The 16,702-nt window shown below is 69.6% G+C and carries 21 protein-coding genes; 16 read left to right on the forward strand and 5 right to left on the reverse strand.

The features are described from left to right. Positions 1-74: 74 nt before the first annotated feature. Entirely contained in the window at positions 75-1,784 is a 1,710-nt protein-coding gene (locus ACIPY8_RS09235) for an FAD-dependent oxidoreductase (RefSeq protein WP_400817220.1), read from the reverse strand. A 102-nt stretch (positions 1,785-1,886) separates the two neighbouring features. Between ACIPY8_RS09235 and ACIPY8_RS09240 the strand changes: the two genes are divergently transcribed. Further along, positions 1,887-2,858, forward strand: a complete 972-nt coding sequence (locus ACIPY8_RS09240; protein ID WP_400817222.1) for a sugar-binding transcriptional regulator — start codon at positions 1,887-1,889, stop codon at positions 2,856-2,858. Position 2,859: 1 nt separating this feature from the next. On the opposite strand, the gene ACIPY8_RS09245 is transcribed toward ACIPY8_RS09240, so the two are convergent. Next, positions 2,860-4,011 carry a glutamate--cysteine ligase gene (locus tag ACIPY8_RS09245; protein WP_400817224.1) on the reverse strand — a complete coding sequence of 384 codons (1,152 nt, stop codon included), beginning with the start codon at positions 4,009-4,011 and terminating at the stop codon, positions 2,860-2,862. Positions 4,012-4,218: 207 nt separating this feature from the next. Here ACIPY8_RS09245 and rpsP point away from each other — a divergent pair, with 207 nt between their 5' ends. From rpsP to trmD, 4 genes are read left to right on the forward strand one after another with little or no spacing between them, the layout of a single operon-like run. Beyond that, complete coding sequence (rpsP, locus tag ACIPY8_RS09250) at positions 4,219-4,656, forward strand: 30S ribosomal protein S16 (RefSeq protein WP_400817226.1); 438 nt, start codon at positions 4,219-4,221, stop codon at positions 4,654-4,656. A 6-nt stretch (positions 4,657-4,662) separates the two neighbouring features. Then, the gene (locus ACIPY8_RS09255; RefSeq protein WP_050721075.1) at positions 4,663-4,893 is read left to right on the forward strand and encodes an RNA-binding protein; all 231 of its coding nucleotides are present in this window, start codon (positions 4,663-4,665) and stop codon (positions 4,891-4,893) included. A gap of 2 nt (positions 4,894-4,895) precedes the next feature. Beyond that, the gene (rimM, locus tag ACIPY8_RS09260) at positions 4,896-5,498 is read left to right on the forward strand and encodes a ribosome maturation factor RimM (RefSeq protein ID WP_400817229.1); all 603 of its coding nucleotides are present in this window, start codon (positions 4,896-4,898) and stop codon (positions 5,496-5,498) included. Positions 5,499-5,517: 19 nt separating this feature from the next. Then, positions 5,518-6,219 carry a tRNA (guanosine(37)-N1)-methyltransferase TrmD gene (gene trmD / locus ACIPY8_RS09265; protein WP_400817231.1) on the forward strand — a complete coding sequence of 234 codons (702 nt, stop codon included), beginning with the start codon at positions 5,518-5,520 and terminating at the stop codon, positions 6,217-6,219. Here trmD and ACIPY8_RS09270 read toward each other — a convergent pair. After that, positions 6,216-6,809 carry a histidine phosphatase family protein gene (locus tag ACIPY8_RS09270; RefSeq protein WP_400817233.1) on the reverse strand — a complete coding sequence of 198 codons (594 nt, stop codon included), beginning with the start codon at positions 6,807-6,809 and terminating at the stop codon, positions 6,216-6,218. The two genes, trmD and ACIPY8_RS09270, sit on opposite strands and share 4 nt — an antisense overlap. A 53-nt stretch (positions 6,810-6,862) precedes the next feature. On the opposite strand from ACIPY8_RS09270, the gene ACIPY8_RS09275 reads away from it, so the two are divergent. After that, entirely contained in the window at positions 6,863-7,606 is a 744-nt protein-coding gene (locus tag ACIPY8_RS09275) for a class I SAM-dependent methyltransferase (RefSeq protein ID WP_400817235.1), read from the forward strand. Next, the gene (locus tag ACIPY8_RS09280) at positions 7,603-8,052 is read left to right on the forward strand and encodes a pyrimidine dimer DNA glycosylase/endonuclease V (protein WP_400817237.1); all 450 of its coding nucleotides are present in this window, start codon (positions 7,603-7,605) and stop codon (positions 8,050-8,052) included. Before ACIPY8_RS09275 ends, ACIPY8_RS09280 begins: the two co-directional genes overlap by 4 nt. 6 nt (positions 8,053-8,058) lie before the next feature. On the opposite strand, the gene map is transcribed toward ACIPY8_RS09280, so the two are convergent. After that, complete coding sequence (gene map / locus ACIPY8_RS09285) at positions 8,059-8,841, reverse strand: type I methionyl aminopeptidase (protein WP_400817239.1); 783 nt, start codon at positions 8,839-8,841, stop codon at positions 8,059-8,061. Between the two features lie 109 nt (positions 8,842-8,950). Between map and ACIPY8_RS09290 the strand changes: the two genes are divergently transcribed. The 9 genes from ACIPY8_RS09290 to ACIPY8_RS09330 all read left to right on the forward strand — a co-directional run bounded on the left by ACIPY8_RS09290 (position 8,951) and on the right by ACIPY8_RS09330 (position 16,041). Beyond that, complete coding sequence (locus tag ACIPY8_RS09290) at positions 8,951-9,442, forward strand: MFS transporter permease (RefSeq protein WP_400817241.1); 492 nt, start codon at positions 8,951-8,953, stop codon at positions 9,440-9,442. A gap of 177 nt (positions 9,443-9,619) precedes the next feature. Beyond that, the gene (gene rplS, locus ACIPY8_RS09295) at positions 9,620-9,967 is read left to right on the forward strand and encodes a 50S ribosomal protein L19 (RefSeq protein ID WP_400817243.1); all 348 of its coding nucleotides are present in this window, start codon (positions 9,620-9,622) and stop codon (positions 9,965-9,967) included. Positions 9,968-10,084: 117 nt separating this feature from the next. Beyond that, complete coding sequence (gene lepB / locus ACIPY8_RS09300; RefSeq protein ID WP_400817245.1) at positions 10,085-10,816, forward strand: signal peptidase I; 732 nt, start codon at positions 10,085-10,087, stop codon at positions 10,814-10,816. Further along, positions 10,813-11,472: a ribonuclease HII gene (locus tag ACIPY8_RS09305; protein WP_400817247.1), complete on the forward strand. Its 660-nt coding sequence runs from the start codon at positions 10,813-10,815 to the stop codon at positions 11,470-11,472. The genes lepB and ACIPY8_RS09305 overlap by 4 nt, the downstream gene beginning before the upstream one ends. Before the next feature lie 59 nt (positions 11,473-11,531). Then, positions 11,532-11,858, forward strand: a complete 327-nt coding sequence (locus ACIPY8_RS09310; RefSeq protein WP_017204525.1) for a DUF2469 family protein — start codon at positions 11,532-11,534, stop codon at positions 11,856-11,858. Positions 11,859-11,960: 102 nt separating this feature from the next. Next, entirely contained in the window at positions 11,961-12,323 is a 363-nt protein-coding gene (locus ACIPY8_RS09315; protein ID WP_400817250.1) for a YraN family protein, read from the forward strand. Then, positions 12,320-13,849: a YifB family Mg chelatase-like AAA ATPase gene (locus ACIPY8_RS09320; protein ID WP_400817252.1), complete on the forward strand. Its 1,530-nt coding sequence runs from the start codon at positions 12,320-12,322 to the stop codon at positions 13,847-13,849. The genes ACIPY8_RS09315 and ACIPY8_RS09320 overlap by 4 nt, the downstream gene beginning before the upstream one ends. Further along, on the forward strand, positions 13,846-15,057 hold the full coding sequence (gene dprA / locus ACIPY8_RS09325; RefSeq protein WP_400817254.1) for a DNA-processing protein DprA: 1,212 nt from the start codon (positions 13,846-13,848) through the stop codon (positions 15,055-15,057). The genes ACIPY8_RS09320 and dprA overlap by 4 nt, the downstream gene beginning before the upstream one ends. Positions 15,058-15,138: 81 nt before the next feature. After that, the gene (locus tag ACIPY8_RS09330; protein ID WP_400817256.1) at positions 15,139-16,041 is read left to right on the forward strand and encodes a tyrosine recombinase XerC; all 903 of its coding nucleotides are present in this window, start codon (positions 15,139-15,141) and stop codon (positions 16,039-16,041) included. Positions 16,042-16,068: 27 nt separating this feature from the next. Here ACIPY8_RS09330 and ACIPY8_RS09335 read toward each other — a convergent pair whose 3' ends face one another. Further along, entirely contained in the window at positions 16,069-16,608 is a 540-nt protein-coding gene (locus ACIPY8_RS09335) for a murein hydrolase activator EnvC family protein (RefSeq protein WP_400817258.1), read from the reverse strand. Positions 16,609-16,702 lie beyond the last annotated feature (94 nt).

Here is a 16,702-nt window from a genome sequence, read left to right on the forward strand (position 1 = left end):
GTGTGCCGGGGCCCCTCAGCCCCGGCACGTTATGGGAGTTTCGCCGCGAGGAGGGCGACGTTTCGGAGTTCTCGTCAGCCGCGGGCGCGGGACGAGATCTGGAGTCCATGTCGTTCGTTGAGGAGCAGACGCGTCTGCTCGAGCTCGGCGTCGTGACGTGCGCGGTCCCAGTCGAGCAGCGGCGCCAGTGCGTCCGCGATCTCCTCGAGCACCTCGGCGTCGGCGTTGCCGGTGAAGGCGATGCTCGTGCGGCGCAGGATCACGTCCTGCAGGCGCGCGACGAGCTCGTTCTGCACCATCCATTCGAGCTCCCGTGTCGAGAGGTCGCCTCCCGCGAGCGGAGCATCCGGACCCTGCTCGATGTACTCCCACACCTGCGCGGCACGGGTCCCGTAGCGGGCGAGGAGCTTCTCGGAGCGGTCGCCGGCGCCGGACAGGTTCTCCTGGATCCAGATCCGGCGCGCCTTCTCGGTACGAGGGAAGTCGCGGCCGCCGCCGATGGCGCGCCCTGCGGTCGATACGGTGCGCGTGCGTCCGATGAGCCCGAGGACCACGTCGGAGAGCGACTCGCCGAGGGCGCGGAACGTGGTCCACTTGCCGCCGACGAGGCTGACGAGTGGAACAGCGCCCTTGTCGTCGACCTCGATGCGGTAGTCGCGCGACACGAACCCGGGTGCCGTGTCCTCGTGGCGGGGGAGCGGGCGGATGCCGGAGAAGTTGTACACGATCTGCTCGCGCGTCACGTCGATCTGCGGGAACACGTGGTGGATGAGATCGAAGAAGTAGTCGATCTCCTCCTCGGTGCACACCGGGACCTCGCGCGGGTCGGCGTCGATGTCGGTCGTGCCGACCAGCACACGGCCCTTGAGCGGGTAGATCAGCACGATGCGGCCGTCGGAGTGCTCGAAGAAGATCTCGCGTCCACGGGTCGCGTCGAGGAGCTCGGGGTGGTCGAGCACGATGTGCGAGCCCTTGGTGCCACCCATGAAGCGGGTGTCGGCGCCGAGGGCGTCGTTCGTGAGGTCTGTCCAGGGTCCGGAGGCGTTGACCACGACGTCGGCGGTGATCGGGAACTCGGTACCGCTCTCGCGGTCGCGGAGCATGACCTGCTCGCCGTCGCGGGCGATCGCCTCGACGTAGTTCAGCGCGACGGCGCCGGGGTGCGCGGATCGACCGTCCTGGAGCACGTCGAGCGCGAGGCGCTCGGGGTCGTGCATGGACGCGTCGTAGTAGGTCGCGGTGTACTTGATGTTCGGGTCGAGGTGCGGCAGCTCCGCGAGCGACTTCTTGCGTCCGAGGAAGCGGTGGCGCGGCACGGTGCCGCCGTCGCGGGAGAACGTGTCGTAGATCGTGAGGCCGACCTTGATGAGGAAGGCGCCGCGCTCCTGGGGCTTGCCGCTCTTGTGCGTCAGGAAGCGGAGCGGTGCGGAGAGGATGCCCGAGAACGTGGAGTAGATCGGGATCGTCGTCTGCAACGGCTTGACGTAGTGGGGCGCGATCTTCAGGAGGCCGTTGCGCTCCTCGACGGACTCGCGGACGAGGCGGAACTCGCCGTTCTCGAGGTAGCGGATGCCACCGTGGATCATGTGGCTCGACGCCGCGGAGGCACCGGAGGCGAAGTCGCCGCGTTCGACGAGGACCACATCCACCCCCTGGAGGGCCAGGTCCCGGAACGTCGAGATGCCGTTGATCCCCGCTCCGATGACGAGGACGCTCGTGCGTCCGGATTCGCGGACCGCGCGGACCTCTGCGCGCTCCGGTGACGAGTGTGTCGACTCGATCATCTTCGACCTCCCTGTATTGCGTGCCCCCAGCATCGACCCGATGTATCGGAGTGCGCAAGTCCACTGCACATATGTGCAAGGATCGAGGTCGAGGAGGTCGGGATGGCCCAGACGGACGCGGGATCACGCGACTCGAAGCTGGTCGCGGCGCTCACCGCCGCGCAGCTCTACTACATGCAGGACAAGACGATGGAGGTCATCGCCCAGGAGCTCAAGACCTCGCGCTCCTCGGTCTCGCGTCTGCTGAGCTTCGCGCGGGAGAGCGGTCTCGTCGACATCCGGATCAACTCGCCGCTCGAGCGGCTCGGGATGCTGGAGCAGCGGATCCGCGACCGTCACCGGGTCGTCGCGCACGTCGTGCCGACACCCGAGATCGTGAGCGAGGTCGAGCGTCTCGAACGGGTGGCTCTGACTGCGGGACGACTGCTCTCGCAGTTCGTCGACTCGAACATGATCGTCGGCGTGGCGTGGGGATCGACGATCAGCGCCGTCAGTCGAGGGCTCACCCAGAAGGAGACCCACAACACGACGTTCGTTCAGCTCAACGGCGCCGGTAACACCCAGACCAGCGGGGTCGAGTACTCGAGCGACATCCTGCAGCGCTTCGGCAGCGCGTTCGGCGCCCAGGTGCAGCAGTTCCCCGTGCCGGCGTTCTTCGACGATCCCTCGACGCGCGAGGCGATGTGGCGCGAACGCAGCACGCGCCGGGTGCTCGACCTCCAGGCGAAGATGGACATCGCCGTGTTCAGCCTCGGCTCGCCCGCGGCAGAGGTCCCCAGTCGCGTGTATGTCGGCGGATACCTGGGACGCGACGACTACCGGAGCCTGCGAGAGGACCACGCGATCGGCGACGTCGCGACCGTGTTCTTCCGTGCGGACGGCTCCTGGAGGGACATCCGGGTGAACGCGCGTGCGACGGGACCGGGTCTCGACAGGCTGCGCCGGGTGCCCCGCCGTGTGTGCGTCGTCTCCGGCATCCCGAAGCTCGTGAGCCTGCGGGCCGCGATCGCCGCGGACCTCGTCACCGACGTGGTGCTCGACGAAGGACTCGCCCGACGCCTCGTCGAGGACTAGATCACGGGACGTCGGTCGACGTCTCGGGGCCGGAGCGGAACTCTCGGATGAGGTGCTGCACGACTGCCTGGAGATCGCCACCGGTGGCGTTCGCGATCGTCAGTTGACGCTCGTAGCTCGCGCCGTCCGCCAGGATCGTGCCGATGCTGCCGAACTCCCGCACGCAGCCGAGCTCCACGGCGAGCGGTGCGAGGTCCTCGAGGACCTCCGCGACATGATCGCGCACCGGACGCTGCGTGCCCCGTGCGTCGACGATGACCCGGGCGTCGAGGCCGTAGCGGGCGGCACGCCATTTGTTCTCGCGGTGAAACCAGGAGGGCATCGTCGGGAGCGTGCGACCCTCGTCGAGCTCGCGCGACAGATGCTCCACCAGCACCTGCACGAGTGCGGCCACGGCGGCCAGCTCGGGGAGCGTGGAGAGTCCGTCGCACGCCCTGACCTCGATCGTGCCCCAGCGCGGGGCGGGCCGGATGTCCCAGCGCACCTCGGTCGCATCGGCCATCACGCCGGTGCGCACCATGTCGTCGAGGTAGGACTCGTACTCCGCCCAGTCGGAGAGCTGCCAGGGGAGTCCCGCCGTCGGGAGCTGCTGGAACACGAGGGCGCGGTTCGACGCGTACCCCGTGCGCTCACCGGCCCAGAACGGGCTCGACGCCGACAGCGCCTGAAGATGCGGGAGGTAGGCGGTCAGCGCGTTGATGATCGGGATCACCTTGGCGCGGTCCTCCACGCCGATGTGCACGTGGATGCCCCAGATCATCATGTTGCGGCCCCACCACTGGGTCCTCTCGATCAGTGTGTGATAGCGCGTCTTGTCGGTGACCTCCTGGTCGAACCACTGCGCGAACGGATGACTCCCGGCCGAGAGCAGCTCGACGCCAGCCGGATCCGTGGAGGTGCGCAGCAGGGTGATCGCGTTCGCGATGTCGTCCACCGCGTGAGCGACGGAGTCGCCAACACCGCTCGTGACCTCGATCGTGTTCGTGAGCAGTTCGCCCGTCACCGTGTGGCGCTCGTCCTCGCTCGCCGACTCGAGCGCGGACAGCAGTTCGGGGGCGCGTCCCACGAGATCGCCGGTCGCCGGATCGGCGAGCATGATCTCCCATTCCAGGCCGACGGTGGAGCGTGCGGAGGGGGCGAACTCGACAGTCACCCGCACAGTCTGACACGCGGCTTCCGCGACACGACAAGGCCGTGTCGCCGCGTTTCGCTCCTGGCGCGCGGATCTGGCAGAATAGAGGGTCGGACGACGTGCTCGACCCTCTATCCAGCACGAGTCCTCCCTTTGAGCTTCCGCCGGGTTGTGCACCCCACTCTCCAGGCGACCGGTTCGTCACCTTCCACACAATTCAGGAGAATCGTGGCTGTCAAGATTCGTCTCAAGCGCCTGGGCAAGATCCGCGCGCCGTACTACCGCATCGTCGTCGCCGACTCGCGCACCAAGCGCGACGGTCGTGTGATCGAGGAGATCGGCAAGTACCACCCCACCGAGGAGCCCTCGTTCATCGAGGTCGACTCCGAGCGTGCGCAGTACTGGCTGTCGGTCGGCGCTCAGCCGACCGAGCAGGTCACCGCACTGCTCAAGATCACGGGCGACTGGGGCACCTTCAAGGGCGACAAGGACGCGAAGTCCACGCTCAAGGTCGCCGACGAGAAGACGGCGTTCGAGGCCGACTCGTCGAAGAAGTCCGTCATCAAGCCGAAGGCGGAGAAGAAGGAGGAGGCTCCCGCTGAGGAGGCTCCCGCTGCCGCTGCCGACGCGGAGGCCGCCGAGGCTCCCGCCGCCGACTCCGAGTAATCCGTCGTGCTCGCCGCCGCGCTCGAACACATCGTCAAGGGGATCGTCGATCACCCGGAGGATGTGCGTATCAACGCCTCCACCTCGCCGCGAGGCGACCTGCTCGAGGTGCGCGTGCACCCCGACGATCGTGGACGCGTGATCGGGCGCGGCGGCCGCACAGCCAAGGCTCTGCGCACGCTGATCACCGCCTTGGCGGATGGCCGTCGCGTGCGCGTCGACGTCGCGGACGACTGACCGTGGTGTCGAAGGACAAGAACCAGGGCAGGAACCAGCTCCGCGTCGGTCGGCTCGTCAAGGCGCACGGTCTCAAGGGTGCGCTGAAGCTGGAGCTGTACACCGACAACCCCGAGCGCCGCTTCTTCACCGGGGCCGAGTTCACGTTGCAGGTGCCCGAGGCGTCTCCGTGGCACGGCAAGACCGTCACAGTCCGCGAGTACCGGGTGATGAACGGCAACCCGGTGGTGTTCCTCGACGACGTCGATGACCGCACCGCGGCCGAGGGCCTCGTGCGCGCGATCCTCTGGATCGATCAGGACGTCGACGAGGTCGAGGACAACGCGTGGTTCGACCATCAGCTCGTCGGGCTCGACGTGGTGCGCGACGACGTCGTGATCGGCCGTGTCGCCCGTGTCGAGCACATGCCCGCGCAGGACCTCCTCATCGTGAAGGCCGGCGAGCAGGAGGTCATGGTCCCGTTCGTCGAGGCCATCGTCCCCACTGTCGACGTGAGCGCCGGCCGCGTCATCGTCACGCCGCCGGCCGGACTCTTCGAGGAGCTCGCCGAGGCTGAAGACGCCGAGAGCGCGGGGGAGTCCACGGACTCCGACGCCTCCGCGTGACCGCTGGTACGGTTCCCCCGTGCGCATCGACGTCGTCTCGATCTTCCCGTCGTACTTCGACGGGCTGACGCTCTCCCTGCTCGGCAGGGCGCGCAGCACCGGCATCCTCGACCTGAACGTGCACGATCTGCGCGACTGGACGCACGATCGTCACCGCACGGTCGACGACACCCCGTACGGCGGCGGCGCCGGCATGGTCATGAAGCCCGAGCCCTGGGGCGCGGCGCTCGACGATCTCGTGTCGCGCGAACCGATCGCCGCACGGCCGACCATCATCTTCCCCTCGCCGGCGGGTGAGGTCTTCACACAGGCGACCGCACGCGATCTGAGCACCCGCGAGCACCTCGTGTTCGGCTGCGGCCGCTACGAGGGGATCGACGAGCGCGTGTTCGAGTACTCCGCGGAACTCGGCGAGGTGCGGCTCCTCAGTCTGGGCGACTACGTCCTCAACGGGGGAGAGGTCGCGTCGATGGCGATGATCGAGGCGATCGGACGCCTGATCCCCGGCGTCGTCGGCAATCCGGAGAGCCTGGTCGAGGAGTCCCATGAGGACGGCCTGCTCGAGTACCCGTCCTACACCAAGCCCTCCGCGTGGCGCGAGCGCGCCGTGCCGGACGTGCTCCTGAGCGGCAATCATGCGGCCATCGCGGCCTGGCGTCGCGAGCAGCAGGTCGAGCGCACGCGACGACGTCGACCCGATCTGCTCCCGGACGACGTCTAGAGCATCCGCTCGGTGCGTCGTTCGATCTCGAACACCACGCCGGGGGGATGCCGGAGGCCGAGTGCCGTCGGCGCGTCGAGTCCCCGGAGCTCGGCGCGCAGCATCCGTCCGATCATCTCGTGGCTCACCAGCACCGGGATGCCGGTCGACGCCCACCCGCAGGCCGTCAACGCCCTACGCGCACGCGCCCGCGCCTGCGCGTAGCTCTCCCCGCCCGGGAAGGCCCACCCGTACCGGTTCTCCGCCCGCTCGGCGCGGGCGCGGGGAAAGCGCTCGTCGGCCTCGTCCCACGTGAGCCCGGCGAGCTCGCCGTGATGGATCTCCGCGAGCTCCGGGACCTCCACCAGGTCCGCCCCGATGCGTTCCGCGACGATCATCGCGGTGCGCAGCGACCGTCCCAGCGGGCTGGAGCACACGGTGGTGACGCCTCGTCCGACCAGGATCTGGGCGATCGTCTCGGCCTGGCGCAGGCCGTCGTCGGTGAGCGGCGAGTCCAGCTGCCCCTGCAGGCGGTGCTCACGATTCCACCGCGTCTGGCCGTGGCGCGCCAGGAACAGGTGCTCCGGAACGTGGCGGTCCTGCGGGATCATGCGTCCAGGATGGCACAGCCGCCCGCCCGGACCACGGCTGCTAGCGTCGAGGCATGGTGGATGAGGTGCTGGCCCGTTCGTTCGAGACCTCCGGAGCGGACTACGACCGCTATCGCCCGGGTTTCCCGCCCGCGGCGGTCGAGATCATGGTTCCGTCGCGGGTGGACACGGCTCTCGATCTCGGCGCCGGCACGGGAAAGTTCACGAGGCTCCTGCTCGACCGTGCAGAGACGGTGATCGCGGTGGAGCCCTCTGCAGCGATGCTCGACGTGCTGCGAGCGAACCTCCCCGACGTCGACGCCCGCGCGGGAGGTGCGGAGGCGATCCCCTGCTCCGACGAGTCGGTGGACGTGGTGACGGTCGCGCAGGCGTTCCACTGGTTCGACAGGGATCCCGCATGCGCGGAGATCGCCCGGATCCTCGTGCCGGGCGGTCGGCTCGGTCTCCTGTGGAATCGATCCGACCCCGCGTGCGCGTGGGATGTCGCCGCACACCGCGTCGCCCATCCCGCCGTCCGGGGCACGTCCGACGACGCGACATCGAGCAGCGCCGCCGACGACCTGCCCGGGTTCGTGTTCGAACGGCACGACGAGGTCCGCTGGCGGGAGACGATGACGCGCGAGTCGTACCTCGCGAGGTGGCGGACCGTCAGCACGTTCCTCGTCGCCGACGACGAGACGGAGCGCCGCATGCTCGAGCACATCGAGGCGATCCTCGACGCGGACCCCGATACGCGGGGCCGGCGCGAGTTCGACGTGCCGCACTTCACCGACGTGTACGCCTATCGACGCGCATGAGGATCTGGTCGCTGCATCCGCGGTATCTCGACCGCCAAGGACTCGTGGCGTGCTGGCGCGAGGCGCTTCTCGCACAGGCCGTGCTCGCCGGTCGCACGAAGGGATATCTCGCGCATCCGCAGCTCGAGCGGTTCCGCGCCGCATCGGACCCCCTGGAGACGCTCGGCGCCTACCTCGCGGTTATCGCCGACGAGGCCGAGGTCCGCGGATACCGCTTCGATCGCACGCGGATCCTCCGCCCGGTGATCCTCGCGCCTGATCCGTCCCTGACCGTGACGACCGGCCAGCTCCGACACGAATGGAAGCAGCTCGACGCGAAGCTCGCCGCACGGTCGCCGGACGTCCGCGCGCTCTGGAGCGATGTGACCGCGCCTGAGCCGCATCCGCTCTTCCTCGTCACGGACGGACCGGTCGCCTCCTGGGAGCGCGCGGTCGACGACGGCTGATCAGGCCTACTTGACGCCGAGGAACGACCGGTCCGTCAGGACGATCGGGCCGTCGGCCGTGACGGCGACGGTGTGCTCCGAGTGGGCACCGCGTGATCCGTCCACGCTGCGCAGCGTCCAGCCGTCCGGATCGGTGACGAGCTCGTCGGTGGTCGCGAGCAGCCAGGGCTCCAGCGCGAAGACGAGTCCCTCGCGGAGCGGGAACCCCCGGCCGGCGCGCCCGTCGTTCGGCACGTGCGGGTCGCCGTGCATGATCCGGCCCACGCCGTGTCCTCCGAAGTCGGTGTTGATCGAGTAGCCCTCGCCGTGCGAGATCGCGGCGATGGCGGCGGAGATGTCGCCGATGCGGTTGCCGACGACAGCGGCGGCGATCGCGGCGTCCAGCGCGCGCTCGGTGGTCTCGATGAGGCGGAGGTCCTCGTCGCGCGGGGTGCCGACCACGAAGGAGACGGCGGAGTCCGCGACCCACCCGTCCACCGACACCGCGAAGTCGAGCGACACGAGATCGCCGTCGCGCAGCGTGTAGTCGTGGGGGAGGCCGTGCAGGACCGCATCGTTCACCGAGGTGCAGATGACCTTGCCGAAGGGGCTCGCGCCGAACGAGGGGTGATAGTCGATGTAGCACGACTCCGCGCCCGCCTTGCGGATCATGTCGTGAGCACGACGGTCGATCGACAGCAGGTTGGTGCCGACCTTCGTCTCGTCGCGGAGGGTGGCCAGTGTCTCCGCCACGAAGCGTCCGGCGGCGCGCATCTCGTCGATCTCGGCGGGGGTGCGCAGTTCGATCATCGGGTGTCCTCTCGTCGTCTCCATTCTCCCCGATCCACGTCGCCCGGGCGTCCACGCGCTCACAGCGAACACCAGGGCCGCCCACAGCGCGCCGTCGTACGATCGACGCATGTGGTTGCGTCAGGCGTTCTTCCGGTGGTTGCTCCCGGCGGCGTTCCTGCTGCCGCTGTGGATCCTGGTCGGCTGGGGGGTGTTCCAGGGTGGCTGGGCGATCCTCTGGGTCCTCTTCATCGCTGTGCCGTCGGTGTTCCTCGGTCAGCTGCTGCTCACGCTCCTGACGCGCTCCCGACCGTCCGTGCGCATCGAACGCGCGGTGTCGTGGTGGGACGTCGCCGGGTTCACCGTGTGGCACGGCCTGACGATCGCGGTCGGCTTCTTCCCGGGCGCCGCATTCGGATGGCTCCTCACCGGCGCTGTGATCGCCGGGATCGGACTCGTCTGGCTGCAGTTGTGGCAGCTCTGGAACGAGGCGAAGGGCAGCGGAGCACGGATCCGCGAGACGATCACCTGGTCGACGCTGCCTCGTGAAGACGAACCCGCTCCGACGACGCGTGCGCACGAGGTCATCGTGGTTCGCGAGAGCGACCAGCGCGACGTCTGACCCGAGCGGGCGGTTTTGGTCGCTCGTCCCATCCATGGCAGAATAGTTCCTTGTGCCGTGTCCGGCTCTGCCACAGGGGAGCCCGCGGACGCTTTCGAGCGCCGTTCGGCACGAACCCGTTCTTATTCCTTCCAGAACCATGCAACCGACCTGTGGCGAGTGCAGAGAGAGACGATCATGCAGATCCTCGACGCCGTCGACGCGGCTTCGCTCCGTTCCGACATCCCGGTCTTCAACCCCGGCGACACGGTCAACGTCCACGTGAACATCACGGAGGGCAGCCGCTCTCGTATCCAGGTCTTCAAGGGCGTCGTCATCGGCCGCCAGGGCGACGGTGTGCGCGAGACCTTCACCGTCCGCAAGATCAGCTTCCAGGTGGGCGTGGAGCGCACCTTCCCGGTGCACTCGCCGGTGATCGACCACATCGAGGTCGTCACCCGCGGTGACGTGCGTCGCGCGAAGCTCTACTACCTCCGCCAGCTGCGCGGCAAGAAGGCGAAGATCAAGGAGAAGCGCGACAACTGACGCGCAGGTTCTCCACAGCACCCCGGGACACGATGTCCCGGGGTGCTGTGTTCTCCCCGGGGTGTGCGACCCTTGATACTGCCGTCTCCGCGCGGTGCCGCTCTGTGAAGGAACCTGATGACGACTGACTCCGCATCCGCATCGACGCCGCGTACCCGACGTCGGGGGATTCTGGTCTTCCTGCGCGATGTGCTGATCATCATCGTCATCGCCGCGCTGGTCTCCTTCGTGGTGAAGACGTTCGTCGTCCGCTCCTTCTACATCCCGTCGGCGTCCATGGAACGCACGCTGATGACGGACGATCGGATCCTCGTCGACGAGCTCACGCCGCGCTGGACGGGTTACGAACGCGGCGACATCGTCGTCTTCAAAGATCCCGGCGGGTGGCTCGACGGACAGCCGCAGACTCCCGCGCAGCCTCCGCTCGTCGAGGCGATCGACTGGGTTCTCACCGTCGTGGGCATCTCGGCGTCCGACTCGCAGGACCACCTGGTGAAGCGCGTGATCGGCATGCCCGGGGATCACGTGGTCTGCTGCAATGCGCTCGGTCAGATCACGATCAACGGCGCGCCCATCGACGAGCTCTCCTACCTGAACCTGCCGGACGGCGACACGGCCGCGTCCAACGAGCCGTTCGACATCGTGGTGCCGGAGGGATCGCTCTGGGTGCTCGGCGACAACCGCGATCGTTCCCGGGACTCGCGGGCGCACCAGGACCTGCCGAGCGGCGGGTTCGTGCCGCTCGACAACGTCGTCGGCAAGGCGTTCCTCACGACGTGGCCGTTCGACCGCATGGGCACGATCGACGGGCATCACGACATCTTCAACGGGGTCCCGGACGCCGAATGACCGTCGTCGCCCCCAAGCTCACCCTCGAGCGCCGGTTGCTCGCCGAGTGCGATCTCATCATCTCGCTCGACGAGGTGGGACGGGGAGCTCTCGCCGGACCGGTGGCCGTGGGCGCCGCCGTGATGGACGCTGCGGGAGCGCGTCGCCGCGTGCCCGAGGGGCTCCGTGACTCGAAGCTCGTGACCGAGCGGCGTCGTCCGGAGGTCGCCGTGCGCGCCGCGGCGTGGGTGCAGGCGTCCGGGGTCGGCTGGGCGAGCGCCGCGGAGGTCGACGAGGTCGGCATCATGCGCGCTCTGGGTCTCGCGGCATCCCGGGCCGTGTCCAGCGTGGTCGCGCAGGGAGTCGCGATGGAGAACGCGCTCGTGCTCCTCGACGGCAACCACGACTACGTCTCGGCGGTGCATCCCGTGCCGCTCCGGGTGCGCCCCGTGGTGAAGGCGGACCGGGACTGCGCGTCGGTGTCCGCCGCGTCCGTCATCGCCAAGGTCGCCAGAGACGGCTACATGGCGGAGCTCCACGTCGACCATCCGGCCTATCAGTGGGACCGGAACAAGGGGTACGCCAGTCTGGAGCACCGCGACGCGATCCGGTCGCTCGGGCTGTCGCCGCACCACCGTTCCTCCTGGGCGATCGCGGATGCCCCGACTCTCTTCTGACCATCGGAGACGGTCCCGTGCGACGCAGTCCTCGTCGCCGACTCTAGGATGGAGAGATCATGGATGAGGAAGCCTTCGACGACTACGACCGCGAACTCGAGCTGGCGCTGTTCCGCGAGTACCGCGACGTCGTCTCGCAGTTCCAGTACGTCGTCGAGACCGAACGACGGTTCTACCTCGCGAACGAGGTGAACGTCGTCCGTCGGGACACCGAGCACGACTTCTACTTCGAGATCTCCATGAGCGACGTGTGGGTGTGGGACATCTACCGTGCGGACCGGTTCGTGAAGGCCGTCCGCGTGCTCACGTTCAAGGACGTCAACGTCGAGGAACTGCAGCGGCGGGAGTTCGAACTGCCGCAGGAGCTGTCGCTCGACGGGGAGTGACCTCTTCTCCACCGCGTCAGGGATGAGCAGGTTCTCCACGACGCCCGTCGTCGTCTGCTCCGCAGCCCGGGGAAGGTCCGCGACCCTCGACAGGCTGTCGGCATGGCAGCGAAAGACGACCTCGGCAGGGCCGGCGAAGACCGGGCGGCGAACCATCTGAGCGGTATCGGCTACGACATCCTCGACCGCAACTGGCGGTGCGCGCAGGGCGAGATCGACATCGTCGCGCGCATCGGCGGACATCTTGCGATCGTCGAGGTGAAGACGCGTCGCTCCGGTCGGTTCGGGCATCCCTTCGAGGCCGTCGACGCGCGCAAGCTGGGCCGCCTCTGGAAACTCGCGTACGCGTGGGTGGCGGAACACCCCGTGCAGGCGCGCGGCCTCGCCGTGCGTGTGGAGGCCGTCGCCGTCACGGGCGACGACCCGTCCGTCGGCGATCTCGAACACCTCGTGGACCTCGCATGAGCACGGTGCGCACCTGGGCGGTGGCGCTCACGGGTGTCGACGGCCATCTCGTCGAGGTCGAGGCCGACCTCTCGAACCAGACGCCGGACTTCCGGATCATCGGACTTCCTGACAAGTCGCTCGGCGAAGCGGTGCAGCGCGTGCACAACGCCTGCAAGAACGCGGGGCTCGACCTTCCCCGTCGCAAGCTCACCGTGAACCTGTCTCCGGCCAGCCTGCCGAAGCAGGGGTCGTCGTTCGACCTCGCCATCGCGGTGACCGCCCTGGCCGCCGGCGGCGCGATCGCTTCTCAGCCGATCCGACAGGTCGTGCATATCGGTGAGCTCGCGCTCGACGGTCGGCTCCGGCCGGTTCCGGGGGTGCTGCCCGCCGTGCTCGCGGCCGCTCGGGCCGGGTTCGACACGGTCGTGGTCCCATTCGCCAATGCGGTCGAGGCCGCGCTCGTGCCGGGGATCGAGGTGCGGTCGGCGACGACTCTCGCCGAGGTGGCGGCGTGGCATGGAGCGGACGTCGTGGTGCCCGATGTCGAGCCCGCCGAACCGGCCGCGCTCGAGCCGAGCGGAAGCGATGACCTCGACCTCGCGGACGTCGCGGGTCAGGAGGAGGCCGTGGACGCGCTCGTGGTCGCCGCCGCGGGGGGCCATCACATGCTGCTGAGCGGCCCGCCCGGCGCGGGCAAGACCATGCTCGCGCGTCGTCTCCCTGGAATACTGCCCGCACTCACGGTCGACGAGGCGCTCGACGTCGCGTCGATCCGCTCCCTCACGGGTCAGGTCGTCGACGCGCTCGACCGTCGCGCACCCCTGGAGGCTCCGCATCACAGTGCATCGGTGGCGGCACTGGTCGGGGGCGGATCCCGCTCGGCGCGTCCCGGGGCGATCGCGCGCGCCCATCGAGGGGTGCTGCTGTTGGACGAGGCAGCGGAGTTCTCGCGCGTGGCGCTGGACGCACTCCGCCAGCCTCTCGAGGAGGGCTCGATCGACGTGCATCGGTCGGGGTTCACCGCGCGGTTCCCCGCGCGCTTCCAGCTGGTCATGGCGATGAATCCGTGCCCGTGCGGGAACTACGGGGCCCGCGGCGGGGAGTGCACGTGTCCGTCGCTCGCGATCCGGCGCTACGCCGCGCGCCTGTCCGGACCTCTTCGCGACCGCGTCGACATCGAACTCCACGTCTCGCGCATCTCGACGGCTGCGGCCGCATCCGATCGGTCGTCCCGTCTGACGAGCGCCGATGCCCAGCGTCGAGTCGTCTCCGCTCGGGCCCGGGCGGCCGAGCGATGGCACGGCACGCCCTGGCGTCGCAATGCCGACGTCCCGGGGACCCGGTTGCGTCAGGCGGACGTCCGGGTGGGAGCGGACGCCCGCGCACCGCTCGACCGGGCGTTGGAGAAAGGACTCCTGACGCTCCGCGGTTACGACAGGGTGCTGCGACTCGCGTGGACGATGGCCGACCTCGACGGGGTCGAGCGTCCCGGTCGTGACCAGGTCGGTCGCGCACTCTTCCTGAAGCGGGGGTTCCTCGCATGATCGACCGTCTGCGCCATGATGAGGGGCTCCTGTCGGCTGTCGCCTCACTGCTCTGCTCGGGTCCGCACGTGCACGGCGACCGCAGGCTGGATGTGCTCGCGCGCGTGGCCATGAACGTGCTCGCCGAGCCCGGCGACGGTGTGGCCGGCGCGCTCGTCCGCCAGCTCGGTGCGGTCGAGGCGCTGCGCGTCGCGGTCGGCGACGCTCCGACCCCGGCTCGGATGCGGGGGTCGAGCCGCATCGACGACACCGCCCTCGCGGAGGGGCTCGCGCGGTGGTGCCCGCGGACCGATCCACGACGGGTGTCGGATGCCGTGCGGAGTGCACGTGACGCGGACGCGCAGCTGGTGATCCCCGGTGATCCGCAGTGGCCCGCGCAGATCGACGACCTCGGTGCGCACGCTCCGCTGCTCCTCTGGGTGAGAGGCGATGTCGGGATGCTGACGGTCGCCCCTCGGGTGGCGATCGTCGGAGCGCGCGCGGCGTCGGCCTACGGAGAGCACGTCGCCGCCGAGTTCGCGGGAGACCTGGCCGCGACGGGATCTGTGATCGTGTCGGGCGGAGCCTACGGAATCGACGGAACGGCGCATCGCGCGGCACTGAGTGCCGGCGGGGCGACGGTCGCCTTCCTCGCCGGGGGTGTGGACCGCGCTTACCCTCGGGGTCATCGTGACCTCCTGGAGCGCATCCGGAGCACGGGGGCCGTGGTCAGCGAGGTGCCGTGCGGTACGGCTCCGACCAAGTGGCGTTTCCTCGCGCGCAACAGGCTCATCGCGGCGACGAGCGACGCGACCGTGGTGATCGAGGCCGGGCGGCGAAGCGGCTCTCTGAACACAGCCGGCCACGCCGCAGCGCTGGGCAGGCCGCTCGGCGCGGTCCCCGGTCCCGTCACGTCCGCAAGCTCTGAGGGCTGCCACCGGTTGCTGCGAGAGTACGACGCCCGGTGCGTCACGTCCGTCGCGGAGATCCGGGAGCTGTGGGGCGATGAGGCCGACGTGCGCGTGCAGCAGCGCGTCGATCCGGACGAGACGCGGCTCCTCGATGCACTGAGCAGTCGCGTGACCCTGTCCGCGGCCGAACTCGCGCGCCGCTGCGGCCTCGCCGTCGACAGAGTGTCCTCGCTCCTCGGGATCCTCGAACTCGGCGGCGAGGTCGAACGATCCGAGAGGGGATGGATTCGGCGTCGCCGCCATGCGTCGAGGAGCTGAGTGCGGTCACCGCGCGGACGGAACGCGATCCGCACGGCGAGGCTGCAGACAGGCGGTGGCACGCGGCGGCATCCTGGGGGGATGGAGTTCGCCGAGGCCGCCACCGCGTTCGCGGAGCACCTCGAGCGTGTTCGACGCCTGTCACCGGCGACGGTGCGTGCCTACCGCTCCGATCTGCGGGATCTCGCCGTCGATGTCGGCTCGGCGTCACTCGAGGAGGTGACTCTCGACACGCTCCGCGATTGGCTCTGGCGGGCGACGCAGCGCGGGGACGCACGCTCGACACTCGCGCGCCGTGCTGCCGCGGTCCGCTCCTTCTTCGGCTGGGCTCAGGAGCAGGAGCTCATCACGCACGACCCGAGCCTGCGCCTCGTCGCCCCCAAACGGGGGCGCACGCTTCCGACCGTGGCCTCGCAGGACGCGATGCGCACGCTGCTCGACGCGCAGCGGGTCGGCGCTGCTCAGGGCGACCCCGTCGCGCTCCGCGATCACGCGATCCTCGAGCTGCTGTACGGCGCGGGGATCCGAGTCTCCGAGCTGTGCGGGCTCGACGTCGACGACCTCGACCTCGACCGCGCCACGGCGCGCGTCCTCGGCAAGGGGGCCAAAGAGAGGGTCGTCCCCTTCGGCATCCCTGCGCGTGACGCCGTCCGGGCCTACCTGACGCGTGGGCGTCCGGCTCTCGCCCTGCGTGCGTCCGCAGCCTCGCCGGCGCTTCTGCTCGGCGCACGCGGTGGACGTATCGGCTCCCGCGCCGTCTACGCCTTCGTCGCCGACGTCCTGTCTCCGATCGTCGGCGAGGAGACTGTCGGGCCGCACGCCCTGAGGCACACGGCCGCGACGCACCTCCTCGACGGCGGGGCGGACCTGCGGGCCGTGCAGGAGATCCTCGGTCACGCGAGTCTCGGCACCACCCAGATCTACACCCATGTGTCCTCGGAACGGCTGGCGGCCACCTACCGCCTCGCCCACCCTCGCGCCTGAGTACGGCTGCGGGGCACCGACGCACGGTCACCGAAGCTCGCAGCAGGGGAGGAGCACCGCGCGCGGAACGGGGCCGAAGAGCAGCAGCGGATCGATGTAGGCGCCATCCAGGCGAACGCCCAGGTGCAGGGTTCCGGGGACGCTGTGGCCGCCGATCTCGACGACGCCGATCGCGTCGCCCTCCGCCACGCTGGTGCCTGCGGTGAGGTCCGAACGCAGTGGTTCGAACGAGGACACGAGTCCGTCGGAATGGGTGATCGTCAGCACGGCACGGTCCACGACGACCCCGCGGAACGCGACGATGCCGTCGGCCGGCGCCGTGACCGTGACGCCGATCGGGGCATCGACGTCGATGCCCCGATGGCCCGGGCCGTAGGCGTGCGCGGGAGCACGGAACCTCTCGGTGACCCGGCGAGGACCGACGACCGGCCACGTCCACTGCGGGAGTCCGTCGGCGACGACGTCGTCTCCGGGGTCCGCCGACGGCGCACCCGCCGCCCTGGACCCCGGGACGAGGAGCAGGAAGGCGAGGAGCAGGATCAGCGCGAGGCACAGGCGGGGTCTCATCGCGGCATCCTGCCCGAGCCGCACCCGAGCGTGCCCGCGCCCGCGAGTGGTGTGCCGAGAGCGGGGGAGAAGCGAGCCACCGGCACCGTCGGGG

The organism is Microbacterium sp. NPDC089696, assembly GCF_044749125.1.
Classification (GTDB): domain Bacteria; phylum Actinomycetota; class Actinomycetes; order Actinomycetales; family Microbacteriaceae; genus Microbacterium.